This is a genomic window from Aeromicrobium yanjiei (genome assembly GCF_009649075.1).
Lineage (GTDB): Bacteria > Actinomycetota > Actinomycetes > Propionibacteriales > Nocardioidaceae > Aeromicrobium > Aeromicrobium yanjiei.
The window spans coordinates 960,072-971,426 of the sequence record NZ_CP045737.1 but is presented as its reverse complement, the minus strand read 5'-3'; the positions used below and the strand labels follow the sequence as shown (position 1 = coordinate 971,426).

Sequence of the window (11,355 nt, the reverse complement as noted above, 5' to 3'; positions counted from 1 at the left end):
CTGAATCGACGGTCGGTACCACCATCCTCGCAAAACATGAGGGATTCCTCAACTTTAAGTTGAGGAATCCCTCATGTTTCTCACGTGACCTGGGTCACCGCCGCCCGAACGCCCCGTGTGAGGGGTCAGACGCCGCCGGTCAGCAGGACGCCGCCGTCGATCGTGAGCGTCTGGCCGGTCATCCAGGCCGAGTCCTCCGAGAGCAGGAAGGCCACGACCGAGCCGATGTCGTCCGGCACCCCGAGCCGCTTCAGCGGGTACGGCGCAGAGACCTCCTCCTCGCGTCCCGCGTAGAGCGCCTCGGCGAACCGGGTCTTCACGACCGCCGGTGCGACCGCGTTGACGCGGATGTCGGGGCCCAGCTCGACCGCGAGCTCCTCCGTCACGTGGATCAGCGCCGCCTTGGACGCCCCGTACGTGCCGATGCCGGGCGCCGGGCGCAGGCCCGCGACCGACGCGATGTTGACGATCGCCCCGCCCCGCTCGGACATCGAGGCGCGGTAGACCTTCTGCGCCCACGCGATCGCCGCGACCACGTTGACCTGGAAGATCTTGGCCGCGGCGTCGAGGTCGATGTCGACCATGCGGCCGTACGCCGGGTTGATGCCGGTGTTGTTGACCAGGAAGTCGACCGGCCCGAAGGCCTCGGTCGTCGTCGCGATGACCTCGTCCTGGTGCGCCGCGTCGTCCGCAGCGCCCGCGACGAAGATCGCCCGCTCGGGGCCGCCCAGCTGCTCGACCGCCTCGGCCAGCGCCGGGGGCTTGCGGGCCGTGATGCACACCCGTCCACCGTCGGCGACGAACCGCTCGGCGATCGCGAGCCCGATCCCCCGGCTCGCGCCGGTGACGATCGCGACCTTGCCGTCGAAGCGTCCCATCAGGAGAGCCGCTCCAGGACCATCGCCATGCCCATGCCGCCGCCCACGCACATCGACTCGACGCCGAACTGCTTGTCGTGGTGCTGCATCGAGTTGATGAGGGTGCTGGTGATGCGCGCGCCCGTCATGCCGAACGGGTGACCGACAGCGATCGCGCCGCCGTTGACGTTGAGCTTGTCCATCGGGATGCCGAGCTGCTTGGCCGAGCCCCAGGCCTGCACCGCGAACGCCTCGTTGATCTCGTACAGGTCGATGTCGTCGATGCCCATGCCCGCATTGCGCAGGGCGGCGGGGATCGCCTCGACCGGTCCGAGGCCCATGATCTCGGGCGACAGGCCCGTGACGGCGGTCGACACGATGCGAGCCAGGGGCGTCAGGCCGAGCTCCTTGGCCTTGGTGTCGCTCATGATCACGACTGCGGCGGCACCGTCGTTGAGCGCGCAGCAGTTGCCGGCGGTGACGGTGCCGTCGGGGCGGAAGACCGGCTTGAGCTGGCTCACGGCCTCCAGCGTCACGCCCGCGCGCGGTCCGTCGTCGGTCGACACGACCGTGCCGTCGGGCAGCGTGACCGGGGTGATGTCCTTGGCCCAGAAGCCGTCGGCGATGGCCTTCTCGGCGAGGTTCTGGCTGCGCACGCCGAACTCGTCCTGCTCCTGCCGGCTCATGCCGAGGTGCTGGGCGACGTTCTCAGCCGTCTGACCCATCGCGATGTAGAGATCGGGCAGCTCGCCCCCCTCGCGGGGATCGGTCCACGTGTCCGCACCGCCCTCGGCGCGCTTCGCGGTGCGGGCGACGGCGTCCGCGAACTGCGGGTTCTCCGAGCCGGGCCCGTCGGCGTAGCCGTTGGCGAACCGGCTGACCGTCTCGACGCCCGCGGAGATGAACGCATCGCCCTCGCCGGCCCTGATCGCGTGGAACGCCATGCGGGTCGTCTGCAGCGACGACGAGCAGTAGCGGTTGACCGTCACGCCGGGCAGGTGGTCGAAGCCGGACAGGACCGCCACGGCGCGGGCCAGGTTGTGTCCGGCCTCGCCGGCGGGCTGACCGACGCCGAGGTGCAGGTCGGTGATGTCGCGGGGATCGAGCCCCGGCACCTTGGCCAGCGCGGCCTGGACCATCTGGACGGTCAGGTCGTCAGGACGCATGTCCTTGAGCGAGCCCTTGTTGGCGCGGCCGATCGGCGAGCGAGCGGTGGAGACGATGACTGCTTCGGGCATGGTCGTGCCTTTCGGGTGGGGGTGACTCAGAAGCCGAGGTCGCGGCCGATGAGCTCTTTCATGATCTCGTTGGAGCCGGCCCAGATCTTGCTCACGCGGGCATCGCGCCAGGCCCGGGCGACGCGGTACTCGTTCATGTACCCGTAGCCGCCGTAGAGCTGCACGCAGTGGTCGAGGACGTCGTTCTGGACCTCGGACGACCACCACTTGGTCTTCGCGGCGTCGATCGCGGTGAGCTCGCCCCGCGAGTGCGCGAGCACGGCCTGGTCGACGTACGACTCGGCGACCTCGATCTTGGTGACGAGCTCGGCGAGCAGGAACTTGTTGTGCTGCAGGCTGCCGATCGGCTGCTTGAAGGCGTGCCGGTCCTTGGCGTACTGGATGGTCTCGAGCAGGATCTGCTTGGCGTGCGCGATGTTCGCGACTGAGCACGTGAGCCGCTCCTGCGGCAGGCGCTCCATCATGTAGATGAAGCCACGGTCGACCTCCCCGATGACGCGGTCGTCGCCGAGCCGGACGTTCTCGAAGAACAGCTCGGCCGTGTCGGCCTCCTCGTTGCCGACCTTGTCGAGCTTGCGGCCGCGGCTGAAGCCCGGATCGTTCGCCTCGATGCCGAACAGCGTGATGCCCTTGGCACCCTTCTCGGGCGAGGTGCGCACGGCCGTCAGGACCAGGTCGGCCGAGAAGCCGTTGGTGATGAACGTCTTGGACCCGTTGATGACCCACTCGTCGCCGTCGCGCACCGCGGTGGTCTTCAGAGCTGCGAGGTCGGACCCGCCGCCCGGCTCGGTCATGCCGATCGCGGTGAGGATCTCGCCGCTGGCGCAGCCGGGCAGCCACCGCTGCTTCTGCTCGTCGGTCCCGAGGTCGACGAGGTAGGGCACCGCGATGTCGGTGTGGATCGCGACGCACGACGGCAGCGCGGCATTGAGCTTGGACAGCTCCTCGGCGAACACCGCGTTGAAGCGGAAGTCACCTGCGTCCGAGCCGCCGAGCTCCTCGGGGATCTCCAGGCCGAGGAAGCCCTCGGCACCCGCGGCCAGCCAGAACTTGCGCGGGATGGCCTTGTCCGTCACGTACGTCTCGAGATCGGGCGTCACGTGCTTGGCGACGAAGGCCGCGCACGAGTCGCGGAAGGCGTCGTGGTCCTCGTCGAAGATCATCCGCTGCATGGGGTCCCTCAGGTGGAGAATGTGGTGGACATGTGAACTAAGCGCTTGCTTAGCATGCAAGCCCTCCGTCATGCTGTCAACCATCAGGAGGTGCGACATGACGACCGTCACGGCACGCGAACGACTCATCCACGCAGCCGTCGAGGCGTTCGCCGAGAAGGGCTTCGCCGCGACCACGACGCGCGACATCGCGTCCCGCGCCGGCATGAGCCCCGCGGCGGTCTACGTCCATCACGACTCCAAGGAGAGCCTGCTCTTCACCGTCAGCCTGGACGGGCACCGCGCGGCCCTCGGCGTGATCAACCGGGCGGCCGCCTCGAGCGCCGATCCGGTCGAGCGGCTGCGGACGATGGTCTACGACTTCAGCCTGTGGCACGCCGACAACAGCCGGGTCGGGCGAATCGTGCAGTACGAGTACCACGCGCTCACGCCCGAGCACCGGGCCGAGGTCGCGACCCTGCGTCGCAGCATCGAGCGGACGATGCAGGACGCCCTGGCCGACGGGGTCGACCAGGGCGTCCTGGATGTCACCGACATCCCCGGGACGGCGTTCTCGCTGCTGTCCCTCGGTGTCGATCTCGTGCGGTGGTTCGAGCCGGGCGGCTCGCGCTCGGGCGACGAGCTCGCGGCGTTGCACGCCGAGCTCGCGGTGCGGATGACCGCGGTCCGGCCCAAACCGGCGTAGGTCGGCTCAGGCCTGGAGGACGGCCTCGGCGACGATGTTGATCGCGATCTTGTCGCCGATCATGACGGTGTCGCCGCCCACGGGGATGTTGAAGTCGATGCCGAACTCCTTGCGGCTGATCGTCGTGGTGGCCTCGACGCCCACACGCGTACCGCCCCACGGGTCGCCGCCCTCGCCGAGGAACTCGACCTCGAGCTCGACCGGCTTCGTCACGTCCTTGATCGCGAGATCGCCGGTCACCACGAACTCGTTGTCGCCCTTGTGGACGACACCGGTCGAGGTGAACGTCATCGTCGGGTAGGTGTCGACACCGAAGAAGTCACCGGAGCGCAGGTGCGCGTCACGGTCGGCGGTGCCGGTGTTGATCGAGCTGAGGTCGATCGCGACCTTGACCGACGAGTCGGCCGGGTTCTCCGCGGTGACGATGGATCCCTCGAACGTCTCGAACTTGCCGCGGACCTTGCTCATCAGGTGGCGGACGGTGAAGCCGATCTCGGTGTGGGTCGGGTCCAGGTTCCAGGTGCCGGCGGTGACTGCGATGGCGGTGCTCATGGTGTCTCCTCGAAAGTTTTAGTTGATACTTCAACTAGATGGACTGTAGCACGTTGTTTAACTTTCAACCAGTCCCAGCGCGACATAGGATGGCAGGCATGGAGACCGTGACCGAGACCCCGTGGCTCAGCACCGAGCAGCAGCGCATCTGGCGATCGTTCCTCGGCGGGACGACCGTGCTGATGGATCGACTCGACCGCGACCTGCGGGCAGCACACGGTCTGTCCATGCCCGAGTACGAGATCCTCGTCCGGCTCTCGGAGTCCCCCGACCGGTCGATCCGCATGGCCGAGCTGGCCGACGCGGTGTCGCACTCCCGCAGCCGCGTGACCCACACGATCGCCCGACTCGAGCGCGAGGGCATCGTCCGCCGTGGCCAGTGCTCCAACGACGGCCGCGGCGTGTCGGCGATCCTCACCGACCAGGGATTCAGCGTCCTCGAGGCCGCCGCGCACACCCACGTCCGGGGCGTCCACAGCTATCTGATCGAGAACGCCGACGCAGCCGACCTCGAGGCCATGGGCCGCATCATGCAAAAGGTCCTGGAGGACCTCAACGGCAAGAAGTTCTGACCCGCCCAGATTTGCGGACTCCTGCACGGAATTCCGGCTCAAAAGCGTGCAGACCTCCGCAGATCGGGGTGTCCACAGGCGGTGAACGCCGTGTGCTCGGTCCACACCTCGGCGAGACCCGGCTGCGCGGACTCCCCTCCCCCGCGCAGGCTCGCACCATGTACGCCATCCCTGCCGCCCTGCGCGGTCGCGTGTTCACCGTCGCCGATGCCGAGAGGGCGGGCCTGACCCGGCGCAGCCTGCAGGGCCCGCGCTTCGCCATGGTCCGGCCGGGGGTCTACCGCCTCGCCGAGACCGAGCCCACCCTGCGGCTCCACGCCGAGGCCGCGCGACTCGTGCTGCCACCGGGGGCCGCGGCCAGCCACACGACCGCGCTGGGCCTCCGCGGGCTGCACCTCGGCCGGACGTTTCCGTTGCACTTCTCGATCAGCACCTGGTCGGAGGTCGAGCGGCGCGGCATCGTGCTGCACCGCCGTCAGGGGCGTCTGCACCCGATCGAGCTCGACGGGCTGCCGGTGCTGGGGCCGCGCCGCACGTTCGTCGACGCCGCAACCCTGCTGTCCAGCCGCGATCTGCTGGCCGCCGGCGACTGGCTCGTCGCCCACGGCGAGGTCGACCTGCTCGACCTGCGGGCGTACGTCATCGAGTCGCATCTCGACGGGGTCAGACGGGCACGGCGCATCGCCCCGCTCGTCCGCGATGACGTCGCCTCGGTGCAGGAGTCGCACCTGCGCTGGGAGCTGCACTGCATCGGCCTGCCCGAACCGGAGGTCAACGTCGACATCCTCGACGACCAGGGGCGGTGGCTCGCGAAGGGCGACCTGGTGTTCCGACGATGGAAGGTGCTGGTGGAGTACGACGGCTGGCAGCACGAGCGAGACGCCCAGCAGCGCCAGTGGGACCACTTGCGTCGCGAGCAGCTCGAGGCCGCCGGGTGGCGGGTCATCGTCATCACCGCGGCGGACATGAGGAATCCGCGGTCCGCCGCGATCCGCGTACGTCAGGCTCTCCAGCAGGCAATGTGACCCGCCGCCCGAGCCGCCCCCGTCCCAGATTTGCGGACTCTTGCACCGAATTCGGCAGGAAAAAGGTGCAGGACTCCGCAAATCGGGGCGGGGGCGGGGCGGGGTGGTCCCCCTGGGGTCAGTCGCGGGTGAGGCGGCGGTGGGTGACGCGGTGCGGACGGGCGGCGTCGACGCCGAGGCGCTCGATCTTGTTGTCCTCGTACGCCTGGAAGTTGCCCTCGAACCAGAACCACTGGCCGGGCTTCTCGTCGGTGCCCTCCCACGCCAGGATGTGGGTCGCGATGCGATCGAGGAACCACCGGTCGTGCGACGTCACGACGGCGCAGCCCGGGAAGTCCAGCAGGGCGTCCTCGAGCGACGACAGGGTCTCGACGTCCAGGTCGTTGGTCGGCTCATCGAGCAGCAGCATGTTGCCGCCCTGCTTGAGGGTCAGTGCGAGGTTGAGGCGGTTGCGCTCACCACCGGACAGCACGCTGGCCTTCTTCTGCTGGTCGGCGCCCTTGAAGCCGAACGACGCGACGTACGCGCGGCTGTTCATCTCGAAGTTGGCGACCTTGATGAAGTCGAGCCCCTCGGACACGACCTCCCAGACGTTCTTGTTGCCGTCGATGTCCCCACGGTTCTGGTCGGCGTAGCCGATCTTGACGGTCTTGCCGACCTCGAGCGTGCCGGAGTCCGGCTTCTCCTCGCCGGTGATCATGCGGAACAGCGTGGTCTTGCCCACGCCGTTGGGGCCGACGACGCCGACGATGCCGGCACGCGGGAGCGTGAACGAGATGTCGTCCCACAGGACGCGTCCGTCGAACGCCTTGGTCAGGCCCTTCGCGTCGAGCACGACGTCACCGAGTCGCGGACCTGCCGGGATGTTGATCTCGCTGGTGTCGATCTTGCGCGCCTTCTCGGCCTCGGCGGCGAGCTCCTCGTAGCGGGCCAGACGCGACTTCGACTTGGTCTGGCGGCCCTTCGCGTTGGAGCGGACCCAGTCGAGCTCGCGCTCGAGCATCTTGGCCCGCTTGGCGTCCTTCTGCCCCTCGATCTTGAGACGTTCCTTCTTGGTCTCGAGGTACGTGGAGTAGTTGCCCTCGTAGCCGTGGATCGAGCCGCGGTCGACCTCGGCGATCCACTCAGCGACGTTGTCGAGGAAGTAGCGGTCGTGCGTCACGGCGAGCACTGCGCCGGGGTACGACTTGAGGTGTCCCTCGAGCCACTGCACGCTCTCGGCGTCCAGGTGGTTGGTGGGCTCGTCGAGCAGGAGCAGGTCGGGCTGCTGAAGCAGCAGCTTGCACAGCGCCACGCGGCGGCGCTCACCACCGGACAGGTGGTCGACGAGCTCGTCCGGGGGCGGGCAGCGCAGCGCGTCCATGGCCTGGTCGAGACGCGAGTCCAGCTCCCACGCGTTGTGGGTGTCCAGATCGGTCTGCAGATCGCCCATCTCGGCCAGGAGGGTGTCGTAGTCGGCGTCGGGGCTCGCGAGCTCCTCGCTGATGGCGTTGAACCGGTCGAGCTTGCCCTTGATCTCCGCGACGGCCTCCTCGACGTTCTCGAGCACCGTCTTGCCCTCGGTCAGCGGGGGCTCCTGCTGGAGCATTCCCACCGTCGCATCGGGGTCACGGACGAGATCGCCGTTGTTGGGGTGGTCGAGGCCGGCCATGAGCTTGAGCAGGGACGACTTGCCCATGCCGTTGGGTCCGACGACGCCGATCTTGGCGCCGTGCAGGAACGACAGCGTGACGTTGTCCAGCACCACCTTGTCGCCGTGGGCCTTGCGGACGTTGCGCAGGGAAAGCACGTATTCAGCCATGCCCCCCAGCCTATCGACCGCGGCCCGGGGACCCTACGCTGCGGGTGCCTCCGCCGGTCCGCCCTCGAGCGCGGTGAGGATGCCCGAGCGGTACGTGCCGTAGGCGTCGAGCTCGGACTGGATGGGGGCGATGACCTTCTCGGTCGCCACCTGGTCGATCGCGGCGCGCAGCTCGCGCTCGGCCCGCTGGGCCCTGCGGCGTCCGCCGACGCCCGCAGCGATGCGCGACAGCACCGCCAGGACGATGCCGCCGAAAAAGGCACCGAGCGCGATGACCACGACCAGCGGCACGATGCCGACGCTGCCACGATCGGGCAGGTCGGCAGAGATCAGTGCGCCGATCCCTTCGGCGACCAGCCAGACCACCCCGGCGAGGACCGCGACGACGGCCAGCAGCTGGACGGCCTGGACGACCCTCCACCACATCGGCGACCTGGAGATGTCGGCGGTGGTGTCGCGCACGGCCCGGTCGAGCTCCCCGATGATGTCGCTGCCGCCAGCAGTGGCGGCACCGCGGACGGCGTCGCGCCACGGGCGCTCCAGGCCCACGGCAGCCTTCTCCGCGACGTCGCGGATCGCCAGCTCGGCGTTGGCCCTCTGGACGCTGCCCCCTGCGGGCACCGCGCTGCTCGCGAGCGACGAGATCGTCAGGTCGTCGCCCAGCTCGAGCTCGTCCAGCGGCGCCTTGCCGAGACGGCTGGCCCAGCGCGCGAACGGCCACCCCGTGCGCAGGACCGCGCGGCGACGGGTCGAGGCCTCGATGGCGTCCACCAGCTGCGGTACACCGGCGCACTCCAGGAGCGCCTCGTCGAGCGCCTGACGGTCGGCCGGGCTGATGCCGGGCGCCGCGGCGGACCCGCCGACCCGGGCGATCGAGGCGGCAGCGGCCGAGATGTCTGAGGCGAGGCGGGCCTTGGCGGAGGTCTTGGCCCGGATGCGGGACGCCAGCTCGCGCTTGAGGTCGTCGACGCCATCGCCGCGGGTCGCCGAGACGCCGATGACCGGCACGTCGGGCAGGCCCTCGTCGGCCAGGATGCGGCGTACGTCGGCCAGTGCGCGGTCGCGGTCCTCGAACGGGATGCGGTCGATCTGGTTGAGCACGACCAGCGTGACGTCGCTGTAGGACGCCATGGGCTGGATGTAGCGCTCGTGGATCGCGGCGTCCGCGTACTTCTGCGGGTCCAGCACCCACACGATCAGATCGGCGTACTTGACCAGCCGGTCCATCTCGAGGTGGTGCGAGACCTCGGTGGAGTCGTGGTCGGGCAGGTCGACCAGGACGAGGCCCTCGAGCTTGGTGTCCTCGGAGGACTGGTCGAGCATGCTCATGCGCGAGACCTGGTGCCGTGCCGGGATGCCCATCCACTCCAGCAGGCCCTGGGCGCCGTCCGGTCCCCACGCGCACGCCAGCGCCCACGACGTGGTCGGGCGGCGCACGCCGACGCCGGCCAGCTCGAGATCGGTCAGCGCGTTGAACAGCGAGGACTTGCCCGAGCCCGTGGCGCCGGCGAGGGCGACGATCGTGTGCTCACCCGACAGGGTCAGCCTCTCGGCGGCACGGCCGGCGAGCGTCTTGGCGGGAGCCAGGATCTCCTCGTCGACGCGTCCGTGGGCCGCGTCCACCGCACGGGTCAGACCTTCCAGACGAGTCGTGACGTCGTTGCGGACCCCGTCGAACGTGTCGTCGGCGGGATTGACGGCGCTGACGGTGTCGGTCATGAGGTCGATTCTGTGTCGAGGAAGTCGGCGTGCCGAGCGTATTCGGCCTGCCGTGCCGACTCGCGCAGGCCCGCCTGGACGGACTTGAACGTCTCGGGTGAGTCGAGGAGGGCGTGGAACCGGGTGACCTCGCCCTCGAAGAGCGCCGCGACCCGCGAGTCCAGGTCCGCGTGGGCCCGCTCGACCATGTCGTCGACGGCGGACGCGCCGAAGATCGCGTCGAGCAGCTTGCGCCCGGCGGCCGCCTCGCCACCGTCGGACGTACGCGCGAGCATCGTCACGACCAGCGCGACGGAGATGCCGTTGACGCCGAAGGCCAGGAACGTCGTGGTCATGCGCTTGTCGGCACCCTCGACCCGTACGAGCTCGAGGACCGACTGCCGCCAGTCGTGGACCATGCGCTCGGCACGGACGCGGAAGTCACGGGAGGCCCGGTCGAAGCCGCGCTGCGCGTCCAGCAGGTGCCGACCCGGACGCGTCGAGGTCCACGAGCGCGAGATCTGCTCGGCCGCGGACTCCGCGTGCTCGACCAGCAGCATGCAGGTGGCGGACTCGATCGCGTCGAGCACCTCGGTCGCACGGGTGCGCTTGCCGGTCATGCCGTCCACGAACCGGTCGCGGATGCGGCTGACTTTCTCCTCGACGGACCTCAGCAGCTCACCGGTGCCGACGAACTCCTGCCAGCGCGCGAGCACCTCGCCGCGCAGCAGGCTGCCGTCGGAGGTCTGGGTCGAGATCTGGTCGAGCGCCGTGCGCTGCACCGCCTCGGCCTCGCGGTAGCAGGACTCGGCGACCTCGATCTGGGCGTCGAGGGCGTCCGCGACGTCGTGCGCGCGCATGACCACGTGCCGGACGGCACCGTCGAGCGTGCGACGGACGACCAGCTGACGCGCCTTGGGGTCCGCAGCGAGGTCGTGGAGCCAGCCGACCATCGGCGCGACGGCCTCCGGCGGCAGCAGCCCGTCGCTGTCGAGGGCGGACTCGGGCACCGTGAAGAGCGGCGAGTCCGACAGGCCGCGCGACGTCATCATGCGCGCCAGGTGGCCGCGCACCTCGGTCACGGCCTCGTCGCTCGTGCGGTCGAGAACGACCGCGACAGACGTGCTGCGCTCGGCGGCCTGGCGCAGGTAGTCCCACGGGACCTGGTCGGCGTAGCGCGCGGCGGACGTGACGAACAGCCACAGATCGGCCGCGGCGAGCAGCTGCGCGGCCAGATCGCGGTTGCCCTGGTCGATCGAGTCGACGTCGGGCGCGTCCAGGATCGCGAGTCCCGGCGGGATCTTCGTCGAGCTCGCGAGCCGCAGGGCGTACGAGTCGTTGCCGATCTCGAACGTCCGCGGCATGTCGGGCAGGATCCGGTCAGGGCTGAACCACTCGGCGTCGTCGGGGTGGTGCACCAGCACGGGCGAGCGCGTCGTGGGCCGCAGGACTCCGGACTCGGTCACCCGCTCGCCGACCAGGGAGTTGACGAGGGTCGACTTGCCCGCGCCGGTCGAGCCACCCACGACCACCAGCAGCGGGGCGTCGAGCTGCACCAGGCGCGGCAGGACGTAGTCGGAGAGCTGGTCGGTCAGGGCCGCCTGGGTGCGACGCGCCTCGGCGACACCGGGGGTGTCGAGGGGCAGCCGGACGTCGCGCACGTTGAGGAGGACTGAGCTCATCGCCGCGAGGAGCTCGGCCGGTGCGTGGTCGCCGGGCACGGGCTGCTCCTCTCGTCGGCTCGGGTCTGTTGGG

The 11,355-nt window shown here is 69.6% G+C and carries 10 protein-coding genes; 3 read left to right on the top strand and 7 right to left on the bottom strand.

The window, feature by feature from the left end:
* Positions 1-125 precede the first annotated feature (125 nt).
* Genes GEV26_RS04995 through GEV26_RS04985 form a run of 3 tightly spaced genes read right to left on the bottom strand, consistent with a single transcriptional unit; the run spans position 126 to position 3,267 of the window.
* A complete protein-coding gene (locus tag GEV26_RS04995; protein ID WP_208431026.1) occupies positions 126-878 on the bottom strand; it encodes an SDR family oxidoreductase in 753 nt (250 codons plus the stop codon).
* Positions 878-2,095 carry an acetyl-CoA C-acetyltransferase gene (locus GEV26_RS04990; protein ID WP_153652041.1) on the bottom strand — a complete coding sequence of 406 codons (1,218 nt, stop codon included), beginning with the start codon at positions 2,093-2,095 and terminating at the stop codon, positions 878-880. The genes GEV26_RS04995 and GEV26_RS04990 overlap by 1 nt, the downstream gene beginning before the upstream one ends.
* Before the next feature lie 26 nt (positions 2,096-2,121).
* The gene (locus GEV26_RS04985) at positions 2,122-3,267 is read right to left on the bottom strand and encodes an acyl-CoA dehydrogenase family protein (RefSeq protein ID WP_153652040.1); all 1,146 of its coding nucleotides are present in this window, start codon (positions 3,265-3,267) and stop codon (positions 2,122-2,124) included.
* Between the two features lie 97 nt (positions 3,268-3,364).
* Here GEV26_RS04985 and GEV26_RS04980 point away from each other — a divergent pair, with 97 nt between their 5' ends.
* A complete protein-coding gene (locus tag GEV26_RS04980; protein ID WP_153652039.1) occupies positions 3,365-3,952 on the top strand; it encodes a TetR/AcrR family transcriptional regulator in 588 nt (195 codons plus the stop codon).
* A gap of 6 nt (positions 3,953-3,958) precedes the next feature.
* On the opposite strand, the gene GEV26_RS04975 is transcribed toward GEV26_RS04980, so the two are convergent.
* Positions 3,959-4,504: a YceI family protein gene (locus tag GEV26_RS04975; RefSeq protein WP_153652038.1), complete on the bottom strand. Its 546-nt coding sequence runs from the start codon at positions 4,502-4,504 to the stop codon at positions 3,959-3,961.
* Between the two features lie 98 nt (positions 4,505-4,602).
* On the opposite strand from GEV26_RS04975, the gene GEV26_RS04970 reads away from it, so the two are divergent.
* Positions 4,603-5,076, top strand: a complete 474-nt coding sequence (locus GEV26_RS04970) for a MarR family winged helix-turn-helix transcriptional regulator (protein WP_194839966.1) — start codon at positions 4,603-4,605, stop codon at positions 5,074-5,076.
* A 158-nt stretch (positions 5,077-5,234) separates the two neighbouring features.
* Positions 5,235-6,101 carry a DUF559 domain-containing protein gene (locus tag GEV26_RS04965; protein ID WP_153652036.1) on the top strand — a complete coding sequence of 289 codons (867 nt, stop codon included), beginning with the start codon at positions 5,235-5,237 and terminating at the stop codon, positions 6,099-6,101.
* A gap of 118 nt (positions 6,102-6,219) precedes the next feature.
* On the opposite strand, the gene ettA is transcribed toward GEV26_RS04965, so the two are convergent.
* Genes ettA through GEV26_RS04950 form a run of 3 tightly spaced genes read right to left on the bottom strand, consistent with a single transcriptional unit; the run spans position 6,220 to position 11,321 of the window.
* The gene (gene ettA / locus GEV26_RS04960; protein ID WP_153652035.1) at positions 6,220-7,902 is read right to left on the bottom strand and encodes an energy-dependent translational throttle protein EttA; all 1,683 of its coding nucleotides are present in this window, start codon (positions 7,900-7,902) and stop codon (positions 6,220-6,222) included.
* A gap of 33 nt (positions 7,903-7,935) precedes the next feature.
* Positions 7,936-9,621 carry a GTPase gene (locus GEV26_RS04955; RefSeq protein ID WP_153652034.1) on the bottom strand — a complete coding sequence of 562 codons (1,686 nt, stop codon included), beginning with the start codon at positions 9,619-9,621 and terminating at the stop codon, positions 7,936-7,938.
* Positions 9,618-11,321: a dynamin family protein gene (locus GEV26_RS04950; protein WP_243838928.1), complete on the bottom strand. Its 1,704-nt coding sequence runs from the start codon at positions 11,319-11,321 to the stop codon at positions 9,618-9,620. Before GEV26_RS04950 ends, GEV26_RS04955 begins: the two co-directional genes overlap by 4 nt.
* Between the last annotated feature and the right edge of the window lie 34 nt (positions 11,322-11,355).